Origin of the sequence: Streptomyces sp. NPDC008001, from assembly GCF_042958085.1 — a bacterium.
Lineage (GTDB): Bacteria > Actinomycetota > Actinomycetes > Streptomycetales > Streptomycetaceae > Streptomyces.
The window spans coordinates 367,700-391,935 of sequence record NZ_JBIBIZ010000004.1 but is presented as its reverse complement, the minus strand read 5'-3'; the positions used below and the strand labels follow the sequence as shown (position 1 = coordinate 391,935).

Below are 24,236 nucleotides of genomic sequence, written 5' to 3'. Positions count from 1 at the left end.
GTGAGCCCGATGAGCCAGGCGGCGCAGAACCTGAACTGGTTGATCACCAGTTTCGTGGAGAACACCCCGGGTGTGTCCCACACCGTCGTGGTCTCCGCCGACGGACTCCTTCTGGCGATGTCCGAAGGGTTCCCGAGGGACCGCGCCGACCAGCTGGCGGCCGTCGCCTCCGGCCTGACCTCCCTGACCGCCGGTGCCTCCCGCATCTTCGAGGGCGGCGCCGTCAACCAGACCGTGGTGGAGATGGAACGCGGCTTCCTCTTCATCATGTCCATCTCCGACGGCTCCTCGCTGGCCGTGCTGGCGCACCCCGAGTGCGACATCGGCCTCGTCGGCTACGAGATGGCCCTCCTCGTCGACCGCGCGGGCAACGTCCTCACCCCGGACCTCCGCGCCGAACTGCAGGGGAGCCTTCTCAACTAGCAAAGAGGCAGTGCGTTTCGCGCCACCGCCCCATAGGGTGCGGTGGCGCGACCAGCAGCAGACAGGCACGTTGAGGAGGAGACGTGGCAACGCCCCCCGGCGGTTACCCGTATGGCAATGATCAGCAGGCTCAGCCTCCGCTGAACCGCTTCAACTTCCCCTCCGCACCGAGTCAGCGTGCGCAGGCGGAGCCACCACGGCAGCCGCAAGTACCACAGGCGTCCCAGCATCGCAGGGCGTCTTCCCCCTCCGGGGGCAAGCGGAACAACCCGCTGGTCCGCCCCTACGCCATGACCGGCGGCCGGACCCGGCCCCGGTACCAGCTCGCCATCGAGGCCCTGGTTCACACCACGGCCCAGCCCGCCCAGCTCCAAGGGCAGTTGCCGGAACACCAGCGCATCTGCCACCTGTGCCGCGAGATCAAGTCGGTCGCCGAGATCTCGGCACTTCTCACCATCCCCCTCGGCGTCGCCCGAATCCTCGTCGCCGACTTGGCGGAGGCCGGGCTCGTCGCCATCCATCAGCCCGGCGGCGACGAGTCCGCCGGCGGCCAGCCTGACGTGACACTGCTCGAAAGGGTGCTCAGTGGACTTCGGAACCTCTAGCGGCGAGGCAGCCCGCTCCACCACCTCCGCGAAGATCGTGGTGGCAGGCGGTTTCGGCGTGGGCAAGACCACGTTCGTCGGTGCGGTCTCGGAGATCAACCCGCTGCGGACCGAAGCCGTGATGACGTCCGCCTCGGCGGGCATCGACGACCTCACCCACGCGCCGGACAAGACCACGACCACCGTGGCCATGGACTTCGGCCGTATCACCCTGGACCAGGACCTGATCCTGTACCTGTTCGGTACCCCCGGTCAGGACCGCTTCTGGTTCATGTGGGACGACCTCGTGCGCGGTGCCATCGGTGCCGTCGTGCTCGTCGACACCCGCCGTCTCGCCGACTGCTTCCCCGCCGTCGACTACTTCGAGAACAGCGGCCTGCCCTTCGTCATCGCCCTCAACGGCTTCGACGGTCACCAGCCCTACACGCCGGACGAGGTCCGCGAGGCGCTGCAGATCGGCCCGGACGCGCCGATCATCACGACCGACGCACGCCACCGCAACGAGGCGAAGAGCGCCCTGATCACCCTGGTCGAGCACGCCCTGATGGCGCGCCTGCGGTGAGGCGTCGGCCGCACCGACGCAACAAGGTCCCCGCGCTCACGGGAGTGCGGGGACCTTCTGCGTGAGGCCTGGCTGCATGAGGGCTTCCCCGTGAGTCTTCTGCGCGGGGCCCCTGCATGAGGCCTGCCGCATGGGGCGGCGTACGTCCGCGCATGAGGCCGTGCGAAACGCCGGACGGGCTCGGTTCCGCTGTGTCGCGGAATCGAGCCCGTCCGGCGTTGTGCTGCGTGGCGGGCGTCAGCCCTGCCAGCTGTGCGGCGCCCGGAAGCCCGGGGTGCGCTCCAGGCGGCGCCAGGCGGCCGTGGTGCGGCGGGGGCGGGGCGGCGCCGTGTCGTTCGTGGTGGCGGCGGCGCGGGCGAGGAGGACGGCCGTGACGGCCGCGACTTCCTCGGCGTCGGCCGTGCCCTTCTCGACGCGGACGAGCGTGTCGTTCATGCGTTTCTCCCTTACTGGGGCGGGTTGCCGTGCTTGCGGGAGGGCAGGTCTGCGTGCTTCGAGGCGAGCATGGCCAGGGAGCGGATGAGCACCTGACGGGTCTCGACCGGGTCGATCACGTCGTCGATCAGGCCGCGCTCGGCGGCGTAGTACGGGTGCATCAGCTCGGCCTTGTACTCCTTGACCATCCGGGCCCGCATGGCGTCGGGGTCATCGGCCTCGGCGATCTGCTTGCGGAAGATCACGTTGGCCGCGCCCTCGGCGCCCATCACGGCGATCTCGTTCGTCGGCCACGCGTAGGTCAGGTCCGCGCCGATCGACTGGGAGTCCATGACGATGTAGGCGCCGCCGTAGGCCTTGCGCAGGATCACCGAGATCCGCGGCACGGTGGCGTTGCAGTACGCGTAGAGCAGCTTCGCGCCGTGCCGGATGATTCCACCGTGCTCCTGGTCCACGCCGGGAAGGAAGCCCGGGACGTCCAGAAGAGTGATGATCGGAATATTGAAGGCGTCGCACATCTGGATGAAGCGCGCGGCCTTCTCCGACGCCTCGATGTCGAGCACGCCGGCCAGCGACTGGGGCTGGTTGGCGACGATGCCCACGACCTGCCCGTCGAGACGGGACAGGGCGCAGATGATGTTGGTGGCCCAGCGCTCGTGGATCTCGAGGTACTCGCCGTCGTCGACGATCTCCTCGATGACCTTGCGCATGTCGTAGGGCCGGTTGCCGTCGGCGGGCACCAGGTCCAGCAGGGCCTCGCCCAGGCGGTCGGCCGGGTCCTCGCTCGCCACCCGCGGCGGGTTCTCCCGGTTGTTCTGCGGCAGGAGGGAGAGGAGGTAGCGAACCTCCTCCAGGCAGGTTTCCTCGTCGTCGTAGGCGAAGTGCGCCACGCCCGAGGTCTCGGCGTGCACGTCCGCACCGCCCAGGCCGTTCTGGGTGATCTCCTCGCCGGTGACGGCGCGGACGACGTCGGGGCCGGTGATGAACATCTGCGAGGTCTCGCGCACCATGAACACGAAGTCCGTCAGCGCCGGGCTGTAGGCCGCGCCACCGGCGCACGGGCCGAGCATCACGCTTATCTGCGGGATCACACCCGAGGCCTTGGTGTTGCGCTGGAAGATCCCGCCGTAACCGGCCAGGGCCGAGACGCCCTCCTGGATCCGGGCACCGGCACCGTCGTTCAGCGACACCAGCGGCGCACCCGCCGCGATCGCCATGTCCATGATCTTGTGGATCTTCGTCGCATGGGCCTCACCCAGCGCACCACCGAAGATCCGGAAATCATGCGCATAGACGAACACCGTCCGCCCGTGCACCGTCCCCCAGCCCGTGATCACACCATCGGTGTAAGGCTTCTTGCTCTCCAGGCCGAACCCCGAGGCCCGGTGCCGGCGCAGCGGCTCCACCTCCGAGAACGACCCCTCGTCCAGCAGGAGATCGATACGCTCCCGGGCCGTCAGCTTCCCCTTGGCCTTCTGGGCCTGGGTCGCCCGCTCGCTCGGACCACGCCGAACCTGCTCGCGAATGGCGTGCAGCTCGGCGACGCGCCCACGGACGTCACTCGCCTCTACGGGCGCACCTTCGAGATTGCTCATGCATAGACGGTACGTGGCCGGACCGTCCGAAACTCATGTCGTTTCCATACAACGTCATGTGCCTTTTGGTGGGCAGGCGTCACAGAGGGCCGCAGCGGCCTGGAGCGGCGCTCCCCCCGATCGGGGGGTAGCTTTGTAGAAGTTCTACAAAACTCGCGCCTCTGCCCCGTAGGCAAGTGAACTTGACGCCCGATGGGCCCGGAACGGCGTCACGCCCGGTCACCCCAGGGTTACGGTGCAGCGGTGCGGGGCGCAGGAGGTGCCGGGTGCGACGCGCAGCCGGAGACTGTGGCCTGTCGACAGGACGCGGACCGTGGCGTCGTGCGCGGTGACGCGGCGCACGGGGCGGTCCCAGGTGATGTCGAGGGGGGCGCCGGTGCGCTGCGGTTCAGCCATATGGAGGGTAGCGGTCCGCCCGTGGTCGCGGACGAGGACGGCGGCGGGGGCGGAGACGGCGAGGGGGCCGGCGGTGCCCGGGGCCCAGAAGGCGGCGGCGGTGAGGCCGAGGGAGGGCAGGTGCACGGCCTGGCAGCCGGAGGTGTTGGCGAGGAGGCCGAGCCAGGCGTCGTCCTCGGCGCGGGCGGCCAGCGCAGGGGGCCCCGCGCCGGGCATGAGGAGGTACGCGTAGGCGGCGTCCTCGGGGTCGGTGCCGTGGTCGTGCCAGAGGGTGAGGTAGCGCCGCGTGAGGCGGTCGGGGGTGCCGCCGGCGTTGATGTCGCGCCAGGAGCCGGTGCGGGCCTCGCGCAGGGCGTGGAGCGGGGCATGGAGCGGGACGCCGCCGGGGCGGCCACCGGGGTGCGCGCGAGGGAAGACGTAGCCGCCGTGGCCTTCGAGATGGATCCAGCGGGCGGTCTCGTAGCGGGCGCTCCAGCCGTCGGTGACCGGCTGGGGGACGCCGTCGACGAGGAGGGGGGGCGCCCCGTGCGCGCCGAGGTTGCGGTGGTCGACGGTCGTCGCGACGGGGGTGCCGTCGTGCGCGGTGATGCCGGCGCCGAGGCAGATCACGGCGTCCGCGGCGCAGATCCACGCCTTGCGGGCGTCCAGGGTGGAGGAGAGGCCCTTGAGGTGCTGGCCGATGACGGCGTACTCGCCGTCGGTCACGCCGCCGACCCACCGGACGGCGGGCCGGGGTTCGCCCCATGCGCCGCCCTCGTTGCCGGCGAGCGGCTTGGCGGAGGTGGTGGTGCCCGGGAGCCGGTAGGGGTCGGCGGTGGGCCAGAAGGCGTCCGTGTACGGGCCGCCGTCGCCCGCGCGCCACCAGGAGAGCATTCCGGCGCCGGTGTGCCAGCCGCGCGGGTTCTCGCCGTTGCCGTTCTCGTAGTAGGTGATGCGGTCGGAGGCCATGGCGATGCCGGCGGTCCAGCCGGGGCGGCGGTGCACGGCGCGGTCCATGGCGGGGAAAAGGCGGTGCCCCACGGGGGCGGGGGCGGGTGGCACGGGGCCGGAGCAGGCGGTGGTTAGCCGGGCGAGGTCGGCGACGGCGAGCGAGGGGTCGGTGAGCAGCGGGAGGGTGGTGTCGCGGGCGGCCCAGCCTTTGATCATCGCGTGCCAGCGGGTGCGTTCGGCCGGGCTCGCGCTGCCGGCGAGGAGGGCGACGGCGGCGATGAGGGCGTGACCGCGCTGGTGGTCGCTCTGCGGCGGTGCGCCGGGGTCGGCGCTCTGCAGGCCGCGGCTGACGGCGCGGCCGGAGACGCTGTCCATGACGAGCCCGTCGTGGAGGAAGGGGGCGTACGCCTTCTCGACGCTGTCGTAGACGGTCTGCCGTGCGGGGTCGGTGATCTCCCAGGGGGAGCCGTGGAGCAGGGCGAGGAGCCGGCCGAGCCCGTCGAGGAGCACCTGGCCGTAGGTGCCGGTGTAGGCGACCCGGGTGTGCTGGACGAAGGAGCCGTCGGCGTAGAGCCCGTCGCCGTGGGTGACGTAGGGGAAGACGGGCGAGAGGGCGTCGCGGGCGAGGGCGGTCTTGGGGGCGGAGGCGCCGAGGATGCCGCGGAGGGCGACGACGCGGCACAGGTCGACGCGGTTGGCGCCGGTGCTGGTGCCGCTGTAGTCGCCGAGCGCCGTGTCGGGGACGAAGTGGTCGACGGCGGCGAGGTACGCGGTGCGGCGTGCGGCTCCGGCCTCGTCGTGGAGGAGCACGAGGCTGTCGAGGAGGAGCCTGGGGCTGCCGATCTGCCATTCCCACCAGTTGCCGTAGGGGGTGGTGGCGGGGTGGTAGACGCGGGCGTGCACGTGGTCGAGGCCGGCGAGGGTGTCGGCGGCGAGGGCGGGGTCGCCGGTGAGCCCGGTGCCGGGCCGGGCGTAGGCCTGGGCCATGGTGTGCAGGCGGGCGTAGCTGCGGGTGATGCCGGCGGGCGGGTCGAAGGGGGTGTCCGGCCAGAGCGAGGCGGGGGCCGGGGCCATGCCGGCGCGGTAGGCGCGGGCGAGGTCCCCCGTGCGGCGCAGGGCGGTGGCGTAGGGCTCGGCGGCGGGGTCGAAGCCGGTGCCGAGCATGAGGCCGCGCCAGCGGGCGCGGAGGGCGGCGAAGGGCTCGTCTCCGCCGCCGTCGCCGCGGCCGTCGTCGCCGCGTGGGGCGGTGGTGAGGCCGAGGGTGCCGGCGACGGAGGCGGCGAGGAATCCTCTGCGGGTCCAGGCGGGCGGGAGGGAAGCGGCAGGACCGGACAGCACGGCGGGGCCTCCCCGGGGCGCATGGAGCGGGACGGTGCGGACGGTGCCGGAGGCACACCGTGGCACGGGGCCGGGGGTGTGGCAATGCCCCCTGGGGCGGTGTCGGCCGGAAATCCACCCCTGGAGGGTGGGGACCCCGAGATGGACGCCGAGATAGATGTTGAATATTCAACCAGAGCGCGTTACGGTGTTCTCAGGTTCAAGTTGAATCTTCAACAACATCGACCAAGGAGCACGCCATGGGCCTCTTCAGCCGCAAGCAGAGCACCGCCCCGGCCGCCGTCCCCGCCCCGCGCGCCGTCGACCCCGCCCTCGCCGCCCTGACCGGCGACTACGCCATCGACCCCGCTCACAGCAGCATCGGCTTCACCGTCCGCCACGCCATGGTGACCAACGTCAAGGGCGCCTTCACCGAGCACGAGGGCACCCTCCGCCTCGACGGCACCGCCCCCTCCCGCTCGACCGCCGCCATCGACGTCCGCATCGCGAGCGTGGACACCGGCATGAAGGACCGCGACGCCCACCTGCGCGGCGAGGACTTCTTCGACGCCGGCCGCTTCCCGCTGATGACCTTCCGCTCCACCGCCGCCGAGCAGCTCGGCGGGGACCGGTACCGCATCACCGGCGACCTCACCATCAAGGACGTCACCCGCCCGCTCTCCATCGACCTGGAGTTCAACGGCTCGGCCACCGACGTCTACGGCAACGAGCGCGTCGGCTTCGAGGGCGGCGCCGAGATCCTGCGCTCCGACTGGGGCCTGACCTGGAACGCCGCTCTGGAGGCCGGCGGAGTGATGGTCGGCGACAAGGTGAAGCTGACCTTCGACATCTCCGCGGTCAAGGCCGCGCCCCAGGCCTGAGGCCCCGTGCGGTGTCAGCGACCGAGGCGCAGCAGACGCTCGGCGATCTCTGCGCCCCGGTCCGCACCCGCGCTCAGCGCGATGTGGTTGTCGGGCCGCACCAGCACCAGGCCCTCGTCGATCCCGTAGGCGCGGCGGGCATGTCCCTCGCTGTCGTCGACGAGGTGCGTGCGCAAACGGTCCCCGCACTTCTCCCCCGCCTCCGCCAGGGCCTGCGCGCTCGCCCCGCCGAAGCCCAGCAGCGTGAAGTGCGGCCCGGCGAAGACGTCGAAGAGCCGGCCGTCCCGGCAGGGCGCGTCGGGTGCCCGCTCCCCCGCGTTCGTCCCGCCCCATGCGAGCGAGCTCCAGCCGTAGCCCACGCCCAGCGTCGTGACGTCGTCCGTGAGCGCCGCCTCCGTGCCGACGCCCGCCTGCTTCACCCCTTCGAGCACCGACCGCAGCCGTTCCTCGGTGAGCCCGAGCGTCCAGGCGGCGACGGGCAGCCGCTCCTCCTCGTACGTGTCCAGCAGGCCGGGAGCCGCGAGGCCGCGCACCACGTACGCGAGCTTCCAGCCGAGGTTGAAGGCGTCCTGGATGCCGGTGTTCATGCCCAGCCCGCCCGCGATGGAGTGGACGTGGGCCGCGTCGCCGGCGAGGAAGACCCGGCCGGCGCGGAAGCGGTCGGCCATCCGCACGTTGATGCGGTAGGCGGAGAACCAGGTGGGGTCCGACAGCCGGATGCCGGCCTGCCGGGAGCAGCGGTCGAGGAGCCGCTGGAACGACTCCAGTGACGGGGCGAGGGGCCGCCCCGCGGCGTCGCGCTCGGGTGCTCCCTGCAGCTGCCAGTGGGTGCTGCCGCGGAACGGGCAGAGCATGACCGCCGCGTCCTCGTCGAACCACTGGTGCCAGTAGGCGGGGTCGAGCCCGTCGGCGCGCACGTCGCCGATCACCATGCACTCCTCGGCGTCGGTCCGGCCCTCGAAGGCCACCCCCAGGGCCTTGCGCACGGGGCTGCGGCCGCCGTCGCAGCCCACGAGGTACGCGGCCTCGATGCGCCTCCCGTCGGCGAGCGTCGCCACCACACCGTCCGCGCTCTGCGAGAACTCCGCGAGCTCGCAGCCGGTTTCGGGCTCCACGCCGTACGCGGCGAGCCTCCCGCGCAGGATCTCCTCGGTGCGCCACTGGGGCATGAGCAGTCCGCTGGCGTAGGGGGTGTCGGGGGTAGGGACGCGGTCGCCGAAGGTGACGGTGTCGGACACGGCCACGCCGTCGCGGTACTTGCGCAGGGTGATGTGCTCGGTGCCCGAGGCCGCGGCCTCCGCCTCCGCCCCGAGGTCGTGGAGGAGCTCGCGGCTGCGCTGGTTGAGGCCCTTGCCGCGGGAGGAGCGGTGGAACTCCCGGGACTTGTCGATGATCCGCACGGCGGCGCCTGCGCGGGCGAGGGTGCAGGCGAGGGTGAGTCCGGTGGGGCCGGCGCCCACGATCAGGACGTCGGTGGCGGTCGTCGCGCCGGTGGCGGTGGTCGTCGTCATGCGCCCATGAAAGACCGCCCGGGGAGAAAACGCAACTGAGTAACAAAAGAATCTGAGTAACGCAGTCTCTGCTAGGGTGGCGGCGTGACCGAGGAGACGACGACCGGGCTGCGGGAGCGCAAGAAGCAGCGCACGCGGCAGACGCTGTCCGAGACCGCCATCGCGCTCTTCCTGGAGCGCGGCTTCGACCGGGTGTCGGTGGCCGAGGTGGCGGCGGCCGCGGAGGTGTCGAAGCCGACGCTGTTCCGCTACTTCCCCGCCAAGGAGGACCTGGTCCTCCACCGCATCGCCGACCACCAGGGGGAAGCGGCCCGCGTCGTGCGCGACCGGGCGCCGGGCCTCTCGCCGCTGGCCGCCCTGCGCGCCCACTTCCACGCCCGGCTCGACGCCCGCGACCCCGTCACGGGGCTGTGCGACGTGCCCGCCGTACTGGCCTTCCGGGACATGCTCTACTCGACCCCGAGCCTGGCGGCCCGCCTCATGCACTACTCCGCCGAGGACGAACGGGCCCTGGCCGAAGCCCTGACGGAGGCGGAGGCGGACGAGGTGACGGCGCGGCTGGCGGCGGCGCAGGTCATCGCCGTCCACCACGTCCTCGCGCGGGACAACTGGCGGCGCCTGGGGTCCGGCCGCATCACCGCCGCCGTCCTGGACGCGGCCCACGCCGACGCCGAGCGGGCGTACGACCTGCTCGGCGCCGGACTGGCGGCGCAGGGACTGTGACGCGCTCCCGGCTACGCTCCGGGGCGCGCCCCACGGCTCACTCCCGCGGCTCCACGCCCGCGCGCCGCAGCCCGTACGCGTAGGCGTCGTCGAGCGCCTGCCACGAGGCGGCGATCACGTTCTCGGCGACGCCCACCGTCGACCATTCGCCGTTCTCGTCGCTCGTGGAGACGAGGACGCGGGTGATCGATCCGGTGCCCCGGCCGCCCTCCAGGATGCGCACCTTGTAGTCGGTCAGCTTGAGGGCGGCCAGCTGGGGATAGATGCGCTCCAGCGCCACGCGCAGCGCCCGGTCCAGCGCGTCGACGGGGCCGTTGCCCTCGGCGGTGGCGACGATGCGCTCCCCCTTGGCCCACAGCTTCACGGTGGCCTCGTTGGCGTGCGTGCCGTCCGGCCGGTCCTCGGCGATGGCCCGCCAGGACTCCACCCGGTAGTAGCGCCGGGCGCGCCCCTCGGCCTCCTCGCGCAGCAGCAGTTCGAACGAGGCGTCGGCGGCCTCGTAGGTGTAGCCCGCCAGTTCGCGCTCCTTGACGCGCGCCACGACGCGGCCGATGAGCTCCCGGTCGCCGCCGAGGTCGACCCCGAGCTCCTTGCCCTTGAGCTCGATGGAAGCGCGGCCGGCCATGTCGGAGACGAGCATGCGCATGGTGTTGCCGACCCGCTCGGGGTCGATGTGCTGGTACAGGTCCGGGTCGACCTTGATCGCGGAGGCGTGCAGCCCGGCCTTGTGCGCGAACGCCGAGACGCCCACGTAGGGCTGGTGGGTGGAGGGCGTGAGGTTGACGACCTCGGCGATGGCGTGCGAGATGCGCGTCATCTCGGCGAGCGCCCCGGGCGGCAGCACGGGGCGGCCGTACTTGAGCTCCAGGGCGGCGACGACGGGGAACAGGTTGGCGTTGCCGACCCGCTCGCCGTAGCCGTTGGCGGTGCACTGCACGTGCGTCGCGCCGGCGTCCACGGCGGCCAGGGTGTTGGCGACGGCGCAGCCGGTGTCGTCCTGCGCGTGGATGCCCAGGCGCGCCCCGGTCGCCTCCAGGACCTCCCGCACCGTGGCGCCGATCTGCGCGGGGAGCATGCCGCCGTTGGTGTCGCACAGCACGACGACGTCGGCGCCCGCCTCGTAGGCGGTGCGGACCACCTCGACGGCGTACTCCGGGTTGGCCCTGTGGCCGTCGAAGAAGTGCTCGCAGTCGACGAAGACGCGTCGGCCGTGCCCGCACAGGTACGAGACGGTGTCCCGCACCATGGCGAGGTTCTCGTCGAGGGTGGTGCGCAGGGCCAGTTCGACGTGCCGGTCGTGGGACTTGGCGACCAGGGTGATTACCGGGGCGCCGGAGTCGAGCAGCGCGGCGACCTGCGGGTCGTCCTCGGCCCGCACGCCCGCCTTGCGCGTCGCGCCGAACGCGACGAGCTGCGCGTGGCGGAAGCCGATCTCCTCCCGGGCGCGCTGGAAGAACTCGGTGTCCCGGGGGTTGGCGCCCGGCCAGCCGCCCTCGATGAAGCCGACGCCGAAGTCGTCCAGGTGCCGGGCGATGGTGAGCTTGTCCGCGACGGTGAGGTTGATGCCCTCGCGCTGCGCGCCGTCGCGCAGGGTGGTGTCGAAGACGTGGAAGCGGTCGTCGACGTGGAAGCGATCGTCGGGGCCGTCGGTTGCGTCCGTCATGCTGCTCTGACTCCTGTGAGGATGTCGGTCTACCGGAATAACCCGTTCCACCGTCCCCCTGCTTCCCGCACGCCCTGCGTTCCCCGGCGCGGGTGGGCCGGAAAACGCAAAAACCTCTCGCGGGTGCGAGAGGTCTGCGCGCGGGTCTGGGACGACGGTGTCCGCTCCGTACGGGTGGTACGGGAGCGGTCACTGCGGACCGGCGCGCCTGCTGCCAATAATCATGGCGAACGGGAGCATAGGTGCATCTTGGCACACGCCGGTTCCGCCGTGCGGACGGGTCTCAGGATGCGGGCACTTTGCCCGCTTCCACCGGGGCCGCGCCCTCGGGCGCGCCGCCCACCCGCTTGAGGTCGATGTCGCGCGTCTCGCGCATCGTCAGATAGACGACCAGCGACACCGCGGCGCAGCCGGCCACGTACCAGGAGAAGCCCGACTCGATGCCGGCCTTCTTGAACCACAGGGCCACGTACTCCGCCGTCCCGCCGAAGAGCGCGTTGGCGACGGCGTAGGGCAGGGCGACGCCCAGCGACCGGATGCCCGTCGGGAAGAGCTCGGCCTTCACGCACGCGTTGATCGAGGTGTAGCCGGTGACGACGACCAGGGCGAGCAGGGACAGGCCGAGGGCCGGCCAGAAGGACCCCGCGTGCTTGAGCATGGCCATGATCGGCACGGTGAGGAAGGTGGAGCCCACCGCGAAGGTGATCAGCAGGGGGCGGCGGCCGATGCGGTCGGAGAGGGCGCCGGCGAGGGGCTGCAGGCAGGCGAAGACCAGCAGGGCGCAGAAGCTGACGAGGGTCGCGGTCTGCTTGGGCAGGCCGGCGCTGTTGGAGAGGTACTTCGTCAGGTAGGTGGTGTAGGTGTAATACGCCAAGGTTCCGCCCATGGTGAGGGCGACGACGAGGAGCGCCTCGCGCTTGTGCCGCATGAGGGCCCGGATGGTGCCGCGGTCCGCGGCCTGCGCGGCGCTCTCCCCCGCACCCCCCTCCGCGCTCTCCCCGGCGGCCTCCGTGTAGGCCTCCGTCTCCAGCATGTTGCGCCGCAGGTAGAAGATGACGGCCGCGCCGAGCGCCCCCACGACGAAGGGGATGCGCCAGCCCCAGCTGTGCAGCTCGCTGCTGGAGAGGGTGTGCTGCAGGACGATCTGCAGCCCCAGGCCGAGGATCTGGCCCGCCGTCATCGACACGTACTGGAAGCTGGAGGCGAAGCCGCGGCGGCCCGGTGCGGACGCCTCCGTCAGGTACGTGGCGCTGGCCGCGTACTCGCCGCCGACCGACAGGCCCTGCAGCAGGCGGGCGACGAGGAGGACGGCCGCGCCGCCGTAGCCGGCGACCGCGTAGGTGGGCGCGACGGCGATGAGGACGGCCGAGGCGGACATCAGGCTGACGGTCAGCGTGAGGGCCGCCTTGCGGCCCTTCCGGTCACCGACCCGGCCGAGGAGCCAGCCGCCCACGGGGCGCATGAAGAAGCCGACGGCGAAGATGCCGGCGGTGTTCATCAGCTTCGCGGTGTCGTTGCCCGCGGGGAAGAAGGAGCCCGCGAAGTACGTCGCGAACGACGCGTAGACGAACCAGTCGAACCACTCGACCATGTTGCCGGCCGAGCCGACCCAGATCTTCTTCCAGTGCTGTCCCATGGTCGATCACGGTGGCGGAACGGCACGGGGCGGACAAGGGCCCGGGCGGCAACGATCATGCGTACTTGCGTGCCTTGCGTTCACGGGGCGGCGCGCCGGGCGCCCCGTCGCCCGCCGGCGGCCGGTTCCGTACACACGTATGCCCGCCTCCGGGGAGGCGGGCATACGTGTGTACGTCAGTCAGCGCGGGCTTCAGCCCAGGGGGTGCATCCAGCCGTGGGTGTCCTCGGCGGCGCCGGTCTGGATGTCGAGGAGCGCCTTGCGGAGCTTCATGGTGACCTCGCCCGGCTGCCCGTCGCCGACCGTCCAGCCGTCCCGTGCGGACTTCACGGTGCCGACCGGGGTGATGACGGCGGCGGTGCCGCAGGCGAAGACCTCGGTGAGGGTGCCGTCGGCGCAGCCGTTCTTCCAGTCGTCGACGGAGATGCGGCCCTCGGCGACCTCGTAGCCGAGGTCGGCGGCGATCGTCATCAGCGAGGCGCGGGTGATGCCGGGCAGGAGCGAGCCGGTGAGCTCGGGGGTGACGATCTTCGGCTTGCCGCCGGACCCGGCCCCGTACACGAAGTACAGGTTCATGCCGCCCATTTCCTCGATCCAGCGGCGCTCGATGGCGTCCAGCCAGACGACCTGGTCGCAGCCGTGCTCCATGGCCTGGGCCTGGGCGACGAGGGAGGCGGCGTAGTTGCCGCCGGCCTTGGCGGCGCCGGTGCCGCCCGGGCACGCGCGCACGTACTCCTCGCTCAGCCACACGGAGACCGGCTTCACGCCGCCGGGGAAGTAGGCGCCGGCGGGCGAGGCGATGACCACGAACATGTACTCGTTGGCCGGGCGGACGCCGAGGCCGACCTCGGTGGCGAACATGAAGGGGCGCAGGTACAGCGAGGCCTCGCCGGAGCCGGGCACCCACGCCTTGTCCTGCTTGACCAGCGCGTCGCACGCCTCGATGAAGGTCTCGACGGGCAGTTCGGGCATGGCCAGGCGGCGCGCGGAGGCCTGCAGCCGCTTGGCGTTCTCCTCGGGCCGGAAGATGGCCACGGAGCCGTCGGGCTGGCGGTACGCCTTGGCCCCCTCGAAGATCGTCTGCGCGTAGTGCAGCGTCATGTTCGCCGGGTCGATCGACAGGGGCGCGTACGGAACGAGCTGGCCGTCGTGCCATCCCCGGCCTTCCGTCCACTTGATCGTCACCATGTGGTCGGTGAAGTGGCGGCCGAAGCCGGGGCTGGCCAGGATCTGCTCCCGCTCCGCGTCCGACAGGGGGTGCGAAGAGGGCTTGAGCTCGATCGTGGGCGTCGTCATGAGTGCGTGTCCTTCACCGTTGTGTGTGTAGGACCGCGAGCTCGCCCCGTCCCTGACGGTGTCAGAGCATCCGAGCTTCCCCTCATTCCGCGGCCCCACGTTCGATTATCGCTCGTGGGGCCCTGGACGGAAAACGTGCGCGCGGCCCTGGATCGATGGTCGCACCCGGCCGCGCGCTGAGTCAGCGGCCGGGAGCTAGCCGGATACCCGCAGGGCGAGGGCGTCGCCGGTCTCGTCCGTCGTGCGGGGGGCGGCGCCGTCCCGCGCGGCGAGGTCGCCGGCCACGGCCGTCTCCACGCGGGCGGCCTCGGCCTCGTAGCCGAGGTGGCGCAGCAGCAGGGCCACGGAGAGCACCGCGGCGGTGGGGTCGGCCTTGCCGGTGCCCGCGATGTCCGGCGCGGAACCGTGGACGGGCTCGAACATGGACGGGAAGGCGCCCTCGGGGTTGATGTTGCCCGAGGCGGCGAGGCCGATGCCGCCGGAGACGGCGGCGGCGAGGTCCGTGAGGATGTCGCCGAAGAGGTTGTCGGTGACGATCACGTCGAACCGCTCGGGCTGCGTGACCAGGAAGATGGTCGCCGCGTCCACGTGCAGGTAGTCGGTGGTGACCTCGGGGTACTCCCGGCCCACCCGGTCGAAGGTGCTCTTCCACAGCTGTCCGGCGTAGACGAGGACGTTGTTCTTGTGGACGAGCGTCAGCTTCTTGCGGGGGCGCGCCTGGGCCCGCTCGTAGGCGTCGCGCACCACGCGCTCCACGCCGAGGGCGGTGTTGACGCTGACCTCCGTGGCGACCTCGGCGGGGGTGCCGGTGCGCAGGGAGCCGCCGTTGCCGACGTAGGGGCCTTCGGTGCCCTCCCGGACGACGACGAAGTCGATGTCGGGGCGCCCGGCGAGCGGGGTGGGCGTGCGGGGGAAGAGCTTCGAGGGCCGCAGGTTGACGTAGTGGTCGAAGGCGAACCGCAGCTTGAGCAGCAGGCCGCGCTCCAGCACGCCGGCGGGCACGGAGGGGTCTCCGATCGCTCCGAGCAGGATCGCGTCGTGGTGCTTGAGGGACTCGAGGGTGGCGTCGGGCAGGGTCTCGCCGGTCGCGTGGTACCGCCGGGCGCCGAGGTCGTACTCCTCGGTCTCCAGCTTCACGTCCGGCGGGAGGACCGCCGAGAGCACCTTGAGGCCCTGGGCCACGACTTCCCGGCCGATTCCGTCACCGGGGATCACTGCGAGGCGAATGCTGCGAGACATACGGGGACCGTACTCTTCCGTCCCGCTGGATGACACACGGCGTCCACGATACGGACAGGTGGCGAACCGGAAAGGTCACGTTCACCCAAAGTCCGCAAGGAAGTTGCCGGTTCCTGGCACGTTGGTCGCCATGGACACACCACGTGTAGGGATCCCCGACCACCTCGCGGACCGCATGACGATGGCGGAGCAGCACGAGTACCTGCGGGCCCGGTTCGCCCGGCCGCTCACCCGGCGCGGCATGCTGCGCGCCGGGGCGGTGACGGCCGGGGCCACGGCCGGCACGGGCGTCCTGGGCGGCGCCGTGCAGGCCTTTGCCGCCCCGGCGCCCGCCCAGGGGCGTGCGGCCTTCCCGCCGCCGGCTTCCCCGGCGCTGCTGACCTCCCCCGCCACCACGCAGGTCGACGGCAAGCACGTGGCGCCCTTCGGCCGGCACCTGGCGTTCGGCGCCGATCCGCGGACGCAGATGCGGATCTCCTGGCAGGTGCCGTTCGCCGTCGGACGGCCGTACGTACGGGTGGGCCTCACGCCGTGGGACCTGGGCCTCAAGCTGGAGGCCGAGGTGCGCACCCTGCACACGCCGGCGCTGTCCAAGAAGCTCCCCGCCGTCGACCAGGTGTACCTGCACGCGGCGCTCGACAACCTGCGCCCCGGGCAGACGTACTACTACGGCGTGGGGCACGACGGCCACGACCCGGCAGACCCGCGCCACTTCTCCGGCATCGGCACCTTCCGCACCGCGCCGGAGCGGCCGGAGAAGTTCGTCTTCACGGCCTTCGGCGACCAGGGCGTCAGCTACCACGCCCTCGCCAACGACCAGCTGATCCTGGGGCAGAACCCGGCCTTCCACCTGCACGCGGGCGACATCTGCTACGCCGACGACAGCGGTGACGGCAAGCCCACCGACGTCTACGACGCGCGCACGTGGGACCAGTTCCTCGCGCAGACCGAGTCCGTGGCGGCGTCCGTGCCGTGGATGGTCACCACCGGCAACCACGACATGGAGGCCTGGTACTCGCCCAACGGCTACGGCGGCCAGAGCGCCCGCTGGGCCCTGCCGCGGAACGGCTTCGACCCGGCGCGCTCCCCGGGCGTCTACTCCTTCGTCTACGGCAACGTCGGCGTCGTCGCCCTGGACGCCAACGACATCTCGTACGAGATCACCGCCAACACCGGCTACAGCGGCGGCGCGCAGACGGCCTGGCTCGACCGGCGGCTTGGCGAGCTGCGCCGCACGCGCGGGCTCGACTTCATCGTCGTCTTCTTCCACCACTGCGCCTTCTCCACGACGAAGGGGCACGCCTCGGACGGCGCGGTGCGGGACACGTGGCTGCCGCTCTTCGAGAAGCACCAAGTGGATCTCGTCATCAACGGCCACAACCACGTCTACGAGCGCACCGACGCGCTCCGCGGCACGCAGGTGGGCCGGAAGGTGCCCATCGGCGGCACCGCGGACTCCACGCGCGACGGCACCGTCTACGTGACCGCCGGCGGTGCGGGGAAGTCGCTGTACGACTTCCCCGCGCCCGACAGCTACGAGGGCCACGTCAAGGACGTGGAGAGCGTGGACAGCTACTTCTGGGAGAAGGGGCGCACGAAGCACCCGGAGGAGGTGGAGTGGTCGCGGGTGCGCTACACCGGCTACTCGTTCCTCGCGGTGGAGTCCGAACCGGCCGCACGGGGCGGGCGCCCGAGGCTGCGGGTGACCGCCCTGGCTGAGAGCGGCGCGCGCATCGACCGCTTCGACGTGGTGCGCCCCGCGCGGCAGGGCTGAGGGCGGGCGGCGCCGCCGCTCAGTGACCGGTGACGCCGCCGTTGTCCCGGCGGTCCAGGGCCCGCTGAAGCGCGGCGGCGGCGTTCATCCGGTCGGTCTGGCGGTCGGTGCGGTCGGCCGTACGGGCGGTGCGGCGGGTCCTGCGGACGGCGGTGTCGGCCATGGGAAGTCACTTCTCCTCTGCTGCCTGCGGGAGGGGTCCGGAAGGACGCGGAAAGAGGTCCTGAAGGATCCCGACGGAGGGGCACGAAGGGCGGAAAGAGCGCCGGGGGAAGGGGCGGGGGCCGCGGTGCCGCAGGGATCGCCTGCGCTCGCGCACGGGGCCGCAACCGCTCGTCGCTCGATGGAGCGCGCTTCCGGCTTCTTCCACGCTAGGACAGCTGTACCGCGCTGTCTGCAGATTTACTCGGGCTTCCTACTATCTGAGACGGCGGGCCGGGCCGGCCGCCCGCGGCGCACGGAGGAGCGACGAGCGGGGTACGGGTACCCCGCTGATCAGCGAGCCGCCCCATGCGGCGAGAGTGGTCCCCCATGAACGACCTGCACGTGCTCAAGCCCTGGTACGCGGCCCGGTGAGCGCCCTGTACACGAGCGACGTCCTGCCGCGCGTCGTCCCGGTGGCCGCCGGTGTCCTCGGGGCCTCCGGCCTGGCGGTGGCCTGCCTCCCCGCGCGCGTGGCGACGCGCGGGGAGCTGCGGCGCCGCTGGCTGACGTGGGCCGTGGCGGCCCCCGTCCTCGTCGGCGCGCTCGCCCTGAGGGAGATGGGCGCGTCGGTGCTGGCGTGGCTGCTGGGGCTGGTCGCGGTCGCCGAGTACGCCCGGCTGGTCCGCCTGGGGCGGGGCGAACGGGTGGTGCTGGCCCTCGGGGCGCTCCTTCTGCCGCCACTCGCCGTGATGGAGGCGGACGGCCTCGCGCACCCCTTCGACCTGCGGACCGTGGCGCTGCTCACCGCCGCCGGGGTGCTGCCCGCGCTGCTGTCCGGTGACCCCGCACGGGGCGGCGAGCGCGCGGCCCGTACGGTCTTCGGGCTCCTGTGGATTCCCGTCGCGCTGACCGGACTTGTGGTACTGAAGGGCACTGCCCTCGCGGTGGCCGTGGCGATCCTCGTCGGCGACGCGGGCGCGTGGTGCGGTGGCGCGCTGCTGAGCCCCCTGGGCGGCACCCTGGCCCGGCCGCCGGGGCCCCTCTCCCCCTCGTCGCCCGTATCACCCGAGAAGACATCGCCCGACAAGACCTGGGCGGGCGTTCTGTGCGGCGGCATGGGCGTGGCGGCGGGGCTGGAGGCCGCGGGCGCCTTCACGGTCACGCTGTGGGCCGCGGTGCTGGCCGGCTGCGTCCTCGGCGGTCTCCTCGTGTCCACGATCGAGCGGGAGGCGGGCGTGAGGGCCGCCCGCGCGTGGCTGCCCGGCCCCGGCGGTCTCCTCGGCCGCACCAGCCCGCTTCTCCTCTCGCTGCTGCCGGCAATGGTGGTGACCCTGTGACGACGGCCCTGTGACGACGCCCCCGCCCGGCTGGGGAGCCGGACGGGGGCGGAGGTCAGCTACGGGACGGGGTCAGCCCATGTGCGGGTAGCGGTAGTCGGTCGGCGGGACCAGGGTCTCCTTGATGGAGCGGGTCGAGACCCACCGCATCAGGTTGGAGGCGGCACCGGCCTTGTCGTTGGTGCCGGAGGCGCGGCCGCCGCCGAAGGGCTGCTGGCCGACCACGGCGCCGGTCGACTTGTCGTTGATGTAGAAGTTGCCCGCGGCGAAGCGGAGCTTCTCCATCGCGTCGGCGGCCGCCGCACGGTCGTTGGCGATGACGGCGCCGGTCAGCGCGTACGCCGAGACGGACTCCATCTGCTCCAGCATCGCGTCGAAGTCGGCGTCCTCGTAGACGTGGACGGCGAGGATCGGGCCGAAGTACTCGGTCGTGAAGACCTCGTTCTCCGGGTCGGTGCACTCGATGACGGTCGGGCGGACGAAGTAGCCCACCGAGTCGTCGTAGGTGCCGCCCGCGACGATGGTGCAGGACGGGTCGGCCTTGGCGCGGTCGATCGCGGCCTTGTTCTTGGCGAAGGCGCGGTCGTCGATGACGGCACCGATGAAGTGCGACAGGTCGGTGACGTCACCCATGGTGATGCCGTCGACCTCGGCCGCGAACTCCTCCTTGAAGCCGTCCTCCCAGATGGAGCGCGGGATGTAGGCGCGGGAGGAGGCCGAGCACTTCTGGCCCTGGAACTCGAAGGAGCCGCGGGTCAGCGCGGTCTTGAGGATCGCGCGGTCGGCGCTCGGGTGGGCGACGACGAAGTCCTTGCCGCCGGTCTCGCCGACCAGGCGCGGGTAGGACTTGTACTTCTCGATGTTGTTGCCGACCGTCTTCCACAGGTACTGGAAGGTCTTGGTCGAGCCGGTGAAGTGGATGCCGGCGAGCTCGGGGTGGTTGAGGGCCACCTCGGAGACGGCGATGCCGTCACCGGTCACCAGGTTGATGACGCCCTTGGGCAGGCCGGCCTCCTCCAGGAGCTGCATGAGCAGCACGGCGGAGTGGGTCTGGGTCGGGGACGGCTTCCAGACGACCACGTTGCCCATGAGGGCCGGGGCGGTCGGCAGGTTGCCCGCGATGGCGGTGAAGTTGAAGGGCGTGATCGCGTAGACGAAGCCCTCGAGCGGCCGGTGGTCGCTGCGGTTCCACACGCCGGCGGAGTTGGCGACCGGCTGCTCGGCGAGGATCTGGCGCGCGAAGTGCACGTTGAAGCGCCAGAAGTCGACGAGCTCGCAGGGGGTGTCGATCTCGGCCTGCTGGGCGGTCTTGGACTGGCCCAGCATGGTGGAGGCGGCCAGCGTCTCGCGCCAGGGGCCGGCCAGCAGCTCGGCGGCGCGCAGGATGATCGCGGCGCGGTCGTCGAAGGACATCGCGCGCCAGGCCGGGGCGGCGGCGAGCGCGGCGTCGATCGCGTCCTGGGCGTCCTGCTGCGTGGCGTTGCGGAACGTGCCGAGGACGGCGGCGTGGTTGTGCGGCTGGACGACCTTGAACGGCTCGCCGCCGCCCATGCGCTTCTCGCCGCCGATGGTCATCGGCAGGTCGATCGGGTTCGCCGCCAGCTCCTTGAGCTTGGCCTCCAGGCGGGCGCGCTCGGGGCTGCCGGGGGCGTAGCCGTGGACCGGCTCGTTGACCGGGGCGGGGACCTGGGTCACAGCGTCCATGGGTTCCGTGTCTCCTTCGGGGCTCTGCGGGGGGTGTTCGGGGGACTCAGCCCTTGGTGAGGATGGAGCGGGCGAAGAACAGCAGGTTGGCCGGCTTCTCCGCGAGGCGGCGCATGAAGTAGCCGTACCAGTCGGTGCCGTACGCCGTGTACACGCGCATCCGGTGGCCTTCGGCGGCCAGGCGGACGTGCTCCTCGCTGCGGATGCCGTACAGCATCTGGAACTCGTACTCGTCGAGCTTGCGGCCGGCCTGCCGGGCGAGCTCCTGTGTGATGGCGATCAGACGCGGGTCGTGCGAGCCGATCATCGGATAGCCCTCACCCGCCATGAGGATCTTGACGATGCGGACGAACGCCTTGTCGATCTCTGCCTTGTCCTGGTACGCGACGGAGGCGGGCTCCTTGTACGCACCCTTCACGATACGCACACGGCTGCCGGCGGCGGCCAGGCGGCGGGCGTCGTCCTCGGTGCGGAAGAGGTACGCCTGGATGACGCAGCCGGTCTGCGGGAAGTCCTTCCGCAGCTCCTCGTGGATGGCGAACATCGAGTCGAGGGTCGTGTGGTCCTCCGCGTCCAGCGTAACCGTGGTGCCGATGGCGGCGGCGGCCTCGACGACGGGGCGGACGTTGGCGAGGGCGAGCTCGTGGCCGCCCTCCAGCGCCTGGCCGAACATGGAGAGCTTGACGGACATCTCGGCGCGCTCGCCGAGGCCGAGCTCCTCCAGGCGGCCGATCAGCTCCAGGTAGGCGTCACGGGCGGCGTGGGACTGCTCGACGGTGGTGATGTCCTCGCCCACCACGTCGAGGGTGACCTCCAGGCCCTTGGCGGCCGCGTCCTTCACGATCGGAACGACCTGGTCGACCGTCTCTCCCGCGATGAAGCGGTCGACGACCTGCTTGGTGCCCGGGGCGGCCGACACGAAACGGCGCATTTTGTCGCTGCGCGACGCAGCGAGGATCACGGGACCCAGCACGGGGCACCTCCACGATGACGGTCGCCCCCACGGGGGGAGACGGCATAAGTAACTCATCGTGAAAACTAGAGATCACTCCGAGCCTGAACCATCGACAGCTGTCACGCATCCGTGGCCCGGATCTCAGACACATGTATGACAATGGTGCCCTGCACATAGAACCTTGGGTCGATTTCGGGACAATTTGCGAACCAAAAGGCCGCGCCGGCGGTGGGCCGGGCGGGCTGCACGGAGCGGGGGAAGGAGCGTGGCGGGGCCATGCGCGGTGACTATCAGCATCTCGTCGACGAGATATCGGCGGCGCTCGGCGCTCCGGCGACGCTGGAGGACCGGGACTTCGTCCTGATCGCGTTCGGCGCCCACGGCGGCGAGGACGATCTCGACGTGATGATGGACCCGGTGCGGACCCGCTCCATCCTGCAGCGCCGGTCGACGGCGGCCGTCCGGGCGTGGTTCGAGGCGTTCGGCATCGCGCGGGCGCAGTCGCCGCTGCGGATCCCCCCGGACCCGGCGGCGGGGGTGTTCAAGGGCCGCATCTGCCTGCCCGTGCGCCACCGCGGCGTCGTGCACGGCTATGTGTGGCTGCTGGACGACGAGCACCTGGCGGGCCTGGACCTGAGCGTCCCGTACGCGGATCCGCGGCTGGCCCAGGCCATGGAGACGGCCGCCCGGATCGGCGAGCTGCTGGCCGCCGAGGCGCGGGCCGGCGCGGAGCTGGGCGAGCTGCTGCGGGAGGTCCTCGCGGGGCGGCCCGCGGGGCGCGACGCGGCGTCCGCCGCGCTGCGGGAGGCGATGGGCCGGGCGGCGGACGGGCCGCTGGGGCTGGTCGCGGTGGCCCCGTGGGCGCTGGGCGAGGGCGAGCACGGGGAGGGCGACGGCGCGCCCGACGGCATCGGCTCGGCGCTGGCGGGGCAGTCGGGGGTCGCCGCACTGTGCGCCGTCCCGGACCCCCTCCCCGGCGCTCCGGCGGCGCTGGCCGCCCTCGTCCGGCTGCGGACGACGTCCGCGGTCGCCCCGGCCCGTATGGCGGCCGAGCGGCTGCTGCGCTCCCCGCGCGCGGGTGCGGGTCCCGCACGGCGCGGCACGGCCGGGCTGGCCGCCCCGCGCCGCGGTCTCGCGGATCTGCCGGAGGCCTGGCACGAGGCGCTGGCGGCGGCCCGTGCGGCGGCCGCGGAGCCCCGCCTGGGGCCGGTCGCGGAGTGGGGGGACATCGGCCCGTACCGCCTCCTGGCGGCCCTGCCGGCCGGGGCCGCGACGGACACCACCGTCCGCCCCCTGCTGGCCCCGGCCCACGCGGAACTCGCCCGCACGGCGGAGGTCTTCCTCGACTGCGCGGGCCAGGCGGGCCGGACGGCCGCCGCCCTGGGCATCCACCGGCAGACGCTGTACTACCGCCTGGCGCGCGTGGAGCAGCTCACCGGCCTGGACCTGGACGAGGGCGAGGGCCGGCTGCTGCTCCACATGGCCCTGAAGGCCGCCCGCCTGTAGCGGCCCCGTGCCCGCCCCCGCCCGCCGGGCCGGGAGCGGCCCGCTACTCCTCCCGCACGGTGATGGCCTGCACGGGGCAGGCCCGGGCCGCCTCCTTGACCAGGGGGTCTCCCCCGCCGTCCTCCCGGCCCGGCATGACGAGGCCGAAGCCGTCGTCGTCCTGGTCGAAGACGCCCGGTGCGGTGAGGACGCACTGGCCCGCGCCGATGCAGATGTCGGAGTCGATGGAGACACGGATGGAGCTCATGGCAGGTTCCGTTCTGTCGTCGCCGTTCGTCAACGCCGGTCCCGCTCAGGTTCTCACCAGGCGACCGGGAGGGCGAAGAGGCCTTGCAGGGTGTCACCGGGCTTCACGGCCACCTCGTCCGGAGCAACGGCGAGGCGCAGGCCCGGGATGCGGGTGAAGAGCGTGCCCAGGGCGATCTCCATCTCCGCGCGGGCGAGGTTCTGCCCCAGGCACTGGTGGACGCCGTAGCCGAACGCGACGTGGTGGCGGGCCGAGCGGCGGACGTCGAGGGCGTCGGGATCGGCGTAGGCGTCGGCGTCGCGGTTGACGAGGGACGTGCTGATCATGACGCCGTCGCCCGCGCGCACGGTCCGCCCGGCGATCTCGATGTCCTCCGTGGCGACCCGCACCATGCCGTCGGCGATGGACAGGAAGCGCAGCAGCTCCTCCACCGCGGGGGGCATCAGGGCGGGGTCTGCGCGCAGGGCGGCGAGCTGCGCGGGGTGTTCGAGGAGCGTGTACACGCCGAGCGCGATCATGTTGGACGTGGTCTCGTGGCCGGCGACGAGCAGCAGCAGCGCCGTCATGACCAGTTCGTCGCGGTCGATCTGCCCGTCGGGGAGGCGGTCCGCGATGAGCTCGTCCAGCAGCCCGTCGCCGGGCTCGGCCTCCTTGCGCTCCACGAGGCGGTGGAGGTAGTCGCGCAGTTCGTCGCGCGCGGCGACGGCCTCCGCGGAGGTCTGTGCGCTCACCAGCCGCCGGGAACACGCCTCGAAGTAGTCGTGGTCGGCGTAGGGGACGCCCAGCAGGCTGCAGATCACCATGGACGGCACGGGCAGGGAGTACGCGGAGACGAGTTCGGCACTGTTGCCCTTGGCGAGCATGGTGTCGATGAGGCGGTCGACGATCTGCTGGATACGGGGCCGCAGGGCGTTGGCGTGCTTGACGGTGAAACGCGGGATCAGCATGCGGCGCTGGCGGGCGTGTTCGGGGTCGTCCACGCCGAGCAGCGGGATCACCACCGAGGCCTGGTCCTCGGCGCGCGGGGCGAACACGGGAAAGGCCGGATTCCGGCGGTCGGACGAGACGCGGGGGTCCGCGAGCAGGGAGCGGGCCTCGGTGTGGCCCGTCACCAGCCACACCACGCGCCCGTCGTACAGCGTGACGTGGGTGAGCGGGCCGCGGGCGGCCAGGTCCTGGTAGCCCGCGGGCGGGTGGTACGGGCAGGTGCGGTCGCTGGGGAAGGAGGGGGCCGATGTGCTGGTGGACTGGGTCCCGGTGTCGGTCATGCGGTTCCTTCCAGGCGTTCGGACTGTTGTCCTCTACATCCGGTTCACCCCAGTCCAAGCCCCGTTCGCGCCCCGGGCTACGAGCAATC

Annotated in this window: 21 protein-coding genes; 8 read left to right on the top strand and 13 right to left on the bottom strand. The window is 72.1% G+C overall.

Annotated elements, in window-relative coordinates:
* The 3 genes from ACFZCD_RS13330 to ACFZCD_RS13320 all read left to right on the top strand — a co-directional run bounded on the left by ACFZCD_RS13330 (position 1) and on the right by ACFZCD_RS13320 (position 1,590).
* Positions 1 to 423 (top strand): roadblock/LC7 domain-containing protein, encoded by a 423-nt coding sequence (locus ACFZCD_RS13330; RefSeq protein ID WP_049717348.1) that lies wholly within the window; start codon positions 1 to 3, stop codon positions 421 to 423.
* A gap of 83 nt (positions 424 to 506) precedes the next feature.
* Positions 507 to 1,028: a DUF742 domain-containing protein gene (locus ACFZCD_RS13325; protein ID WP_391830102.1), complete on the top strand. Its 522-nt coding sequence runs from the start codon at positions 507 to 509 to the stop codon at positions 1,026 to 1,028.
* On the top strand, positions 1,009 to 1,590 hold the full coding sequence (locus ACFZCD_RS13320; RefSeq protein ID WP_049717346.1) for an ATP/GTP-binding protein: 582 nt from the start codon (positions 1,009 to 1,011) through the stop codon (positions 1,588 to 1,590). Before ACFZCD_RS13325 ends, ACFZCD_RS13320 begins: the two co-directional genes overlap by 20 nt.
* A 237-nt stretch (positions 1,591 to 1,827) precedes the next feature.
* Here the strand turns inward: ACFZCD_RS13320 and ACFZCD_RS13315 are convergent, their stop codons facing one another.
* The 3 genes from ACFZCD_RS13315 to ACFZCD_RS13305 all read right to left on the bottom strand — a co-directional run bounded on the left by ACFZCD_RS13315 (position 1,828) and on the right by ACFZCD_RS13305 (position 6,284).
* Positions 1,828 to 2,025, bottom strand: coding sequence for an acyl-CoA carboxylase subunit epsilon (locus ACFZCD_RS13315; RefSeq protein WP_391830100.1), 198 nt, complete (start codon positions 2,023 to 2,025; stop codon positions 1,828 to 1,830).
* A gap of 11 nt (positions 2,026 to 2,036) precedes the next feature.
* Positions 2,037 to 3,620 carry an acyl-CoA carboxylase subunit beta gene (locus ACFZCD_RS13310; protein ID WP_391830098.1) on the bottom strand — a complete coding sequence of 528 codons (1,584 nt, stop codon included), beginning with the start codon at positions 3,618 to 3,620 and terminating at the stop codon, positions 2,037 to 2,039.
* 219 nt (positions 3,621 to 3,839) lie between these two features.
* Complete coding sequence (locus ACFZCD_RS13305; protein ID WP_391830096.1) at positions 3,840 to 6,284, bottom strand: polysaccharide lyase 8 family protein; 2,445 nt, start codon at positions 6,282 to 6,284, stop codon at positions 3,840 to 3,842.
* A gap of 239 nt (positions 6,285 to 6,523) precedes the next feature.
* Here ACFZCD_RS13305 and ACFZCD_RS13300 point away from each other — a divergent pair, with 239 nt between their 5' ends.
* Positions 6,524 to 7,144 (top strand): YceI family protein, encoded by a 621-nt coding sequence (locus ACFZCD_RS13300; RefSeq protein WP_391830094.1) that lies wholly within the window; start codon positions 6,524 to 6,526, stop codon positions 7,142 to 7,144.
* 14 nt (positions 7,145 to 7,158) lie between these two features.
* On the opposite strand, the gene ACFZCD_RS13295 is transcribed toward ACFZCD_RS13300, so the two are convergent.
* Positions 7,159 to 8,655, bottom strand: a complete 1,497-nt coding sequence (locus ACFZCD_RS13295; protein ID WP_391830092.1) for an FAD-dependent monooxygenase — start codon at positions 8,653 to 8,655, stop codon at positions 7,159 to 7,161.
* Positions 8,656 to 8,739: 84 nt separating this feature from the next.
* Between ACFZCD_RS13295 and ACFZCD_RS13290 the strand changes: the two genes are divergently transcribed.
* On the top strand, positions 8,740 to 9,378 hold the full coding sequence (locus ACFZCD_RS13290; RefSeq protein ID WP_391830090.1) for a TetR/AcrR family transcriptional regulator: 639 nt from the start codon (positions 8,740 to 8,742) through the stop codon (positions 9,376 to 9,378).
* Positions 9,379 to 9,415: 37 nt separating this feature from the next.
* On the opposite strand, the gene cimA is transcribed toward ACFZCD_RS13290, so the two are convergent.
* The 4 genes from cimA to ACFZCD_RS13270 all read right to left on the bottom strand — a co-directional run bounded on the left by cimA (position 9,416) and on the right by ACFZCD_RS13270 (position 15,212).
* Positions 9,416 to 11,041: a citramalate synthase gene (gene cimA, locus ACFZCD_RS13285; RefSeq protein WP_391830088.1), complete on the bottom strand. Its 1,626-nt coding sequence runs from the start codon at positions 11,039 to 11,041 to the stop codon at positions 9,416 to 9,418.
* Between the two features lie 283 nt (positions 11,042 to 11,324).
* Positions 11,325 to 12,677, bottom strand: a complete 1,353-nt coding sequence (locus tag ACFZCD_RS13280) for an MFS transporter (RefSeq protein WP_391830086.1) — start codon at positions 12,675 to 12,677, stop codon at positions 11,325 to 11,327.
* A gap of 192 nt (positions 12,678 to 12,869) precedes the next feature.
* Positions 12,870 to 13,973, bottom strand: coding sequence for a branched-chain amino acid aminotransferase (locus ACFZCD_RS13275; RefSeq protein WP_391830084.1), 1,104 nt, complete (start codon positions 13,971 to 13,973; stop codon positions 12,870 to 12,872).
* A gap of 195 nt (positions 13,974 to 14,168) precedes the next feature.
* Positions 14,169 to 15,212, bottom strand: a complete 1,044-nt coding sequence (locus tag ACFZCD_RS13270) for a 3-isopropylmalate dehydrogenase (RefSeq protein ID WP_391830082.1) — start codon at positions 15,210 to 15,212, stop codon at positions 14,169 to 14,171.
* Positions 15,213 to 15,342: 130 nt separating this feature from the next.
* Here ACFZCD_RS13270 and ACFZCD_RS13265 point away from each other — a divergent pair, with 130 nt between their 5' ends.
* Complete coding sequence (locus ACFZCD_RS13265) at positions 15,343 to 16,986, top strand: purple acid phosphatase family protein (protein WP_391830081.1); 1,644 nt, start codon at positions 15,343 to 15,345, stop codon at positions 16,984 to 16,986.
* Between the two features lie 19 nt (positions 16,987 to 17,005).
* Here ACFZCD_RS13265 and ACFZCD_RS13260 read toward each other — a convergent pair whose 3' ends face one another.
* Positions 17,006 to 17,149 carry a hypothetical protein gene (locus ACFZCD_RS13260; RefSeq protein WP_391830079.1) on the bottom strand — a complete coding sequence of 48 codons (144 nt, stop codon included), beginning with the start codon at positions 17,147 to 17,149 and terminating at the stop codon, positions 17,006 to 17,008.
* Positions 17,150 to 17,558: 409 nt separating this feature from the next.
* On the opposite strand from ACFZCD_RS13260, the gene ACFZCD_RS13255 reads away from it, so the two are divergent.
* On the top strand, positions 17,559 to 18,467 hold the full coding sequence (locus tag ACFZCD_RS13255; protein ID WP_391830077.1) for a phosphatidate cytidylyltransferase: 909 nt from the start codon (positions 17,559 to 17,561) through the stop codon (positions 18,465 to 18,467).
* A 72-nt stretch (positions 18,468 to 18,539) separates the two neighbouring features.
* Here the strand turns inward: ACFZCD_RS13255 and pruA are convergent, their stop codons facing one another.
* Together pruA and ACFZCD_RS13245 are read right to left on the bottom strand one after the other, a co-directional pair.
* On the bottom strand, positions 18,540 to 20,171 hold the full coding sequence (gene pruA, locus ACFZCD_RS13250) for an L-glutamate gamma-semialdehyde dehydrogenase (RefSeq protein ID WP_391830075.1): 1,632 nt from the start codon (positions 20,169 to 20,171) through the stop codon (positions 18,540 to 18,542).
* Positions 20,172 to 20,217: 46 nt separating this feature from the next.
* On the bottom strand, positions 20,218 to 21,144 hold the full coding sequence (locus ACFZCD_RS13245; RefSeq protein ID WP_391830073.1) for a proline dehydrogenase family protein: 927 nt from the start codon (positions 21,142 to 21,144) through the stop codon (positions 20,218 to 20,220).
* Positions 21,145 to 21,402: 258 nt separating this feature from the next.
* Between ACFZCD_RS13245 and ACFZCD_RS13240 the strand changes: the two genes are divergently transcribed.
* Positions 21,403 to 22,632 (top strand): PucR family transcriptional regulator, encoded by a 1,230-nt coding sequence (locus ACFZCD_RS13240; RefSeq protein WP_391830071.1) that lies wholly within the window; start codon positions 21,403 to 21,405, stop codon positions 22,630 to 22,632.
* Between the two features lie 43 nt (positions 22,633 to 22,675).
* On the opposite strand, the gene ACFZCD_RS13235 is transcribed toward ACFZCD_RS13240, so the two are convergent.
* Entirely contained in the window at positions 22,676 to 22,870 is a 195-nt protein-coding gene (locus ACFZCD_RS13235) for a ferredoxin (RefSeq protein WP_391830386.1), read from the bottom strand.
* Positions 22,871 to 22,932: 62 nt separating this feature from the next.
* A complete protein-coding gene (locus tag ACFZCD_RS13230; RefSeq protein WP_391830069.1) occupies positions 22,933 to 24,147 on the bottom strand; it encodes a cytochrome P450 in 1,215 nt (404 codons plus the stop codon).
* Positions 24,148 to 24,236 lie beyond the last annotated feature (89 nt).

Excerpts from the sequence above, each read along its gene's own strand:
- ACFZCD_RS13270 (WP_391830082.1), bottom strand. The coding sequence starts at position 15,212 with ATGTCTCGCAGCATTCGCCTCGCAGTGATCCCCGGTGACGGAATCGGC.
- pruA (WP_391830075.1), bottom strand. The coding sequence starts at position 20,171 with ATGGACGCTGTGACCCAGGTCCCCGCCCCGGTCAACGAGCCGGTCCAC.
- ACFZCD_RS13275 (WP_391830084.1), bottom strand. The coding sequence starts at position 13,973 with ATGACGACGCCCACGATCGAGCTCAAGCCCTCTTCGCACCCCCTGTCG.
- ACFZCD_RS13295 (WP_391830092.1), bottom strand. The coding sequence starts at position 8,655 with ATGACGACGACCACCGCCACCGGCGCGACGACCGCCACCGACGTCCTG.
- cimA (WP_391830088.1), bottom strand. The coding sequence starts at position 11,041 with ATGACGGACGCAACCGACGGCCCCGACGATCGCTTCCACGTCGACGAC.
- ACFZCD_RS13240 (WP_391830071.1), top strand. The coding sequence starts at position 21,403 with ATGCGCGGTGACTATCAGCATCTCGTCGACGAGATATCGGCGGCGCTC.
- ACFZCD_RS13310 (WP_391830098.1), bottom strand. The coding sequence starts at position 3,620 with ATGAGCAATCTCGAAGGTGCGCCCGTAGAGGCGAGTGACGTCCGTGGG.
- ACFZCD_RS13230 (WP_391830069.1), bottom strand. The coding sequence starts at position 24,147 with ATGACCGACACCGGGACCCAGTCCACCAGCACATCGGCCCCCTCCTTC.
- ACFZCD_RS13300 (WP_391830094.1), top strand. The coding sequence starts at position 6,524 with ATGGGCCTCTTCAGCCGCAAGCAGAGCACCGCCCCGGCCGCCGTCCCC.
- ACFZCD_RS13280 (WP_391830086.1), bottom strand. The coding sequence starts at position 12,677 with ATGGGACAGCACTGGAAGAAGATCTGGGTCGGCTCGGCCGGCAACATG.
- ACFZCD_RS13260 (WP_391830079.1), bottom strand. The coding sequence starts at position 17,149 with ATGGCCGACACCGCCGTCCGCAGGACCCGCCGCACCGCCCGTACGGCC.
- ACFZCD_RS13315 (WP_391830100.1), bottom strand. The coding sequence starts at position 2,025 with ATGAACGACACGCTCGTCCGCGTCGAGAAGGGCACGGCCGACGCCGAG.
- ACFZCD_RS13265 (WP_391830081.1), top strand. The coding sequence starts at position 15,343 with ATGGACACACCACGTGTAGGGATCCCCGACCACCTCGCGGACCGCATG.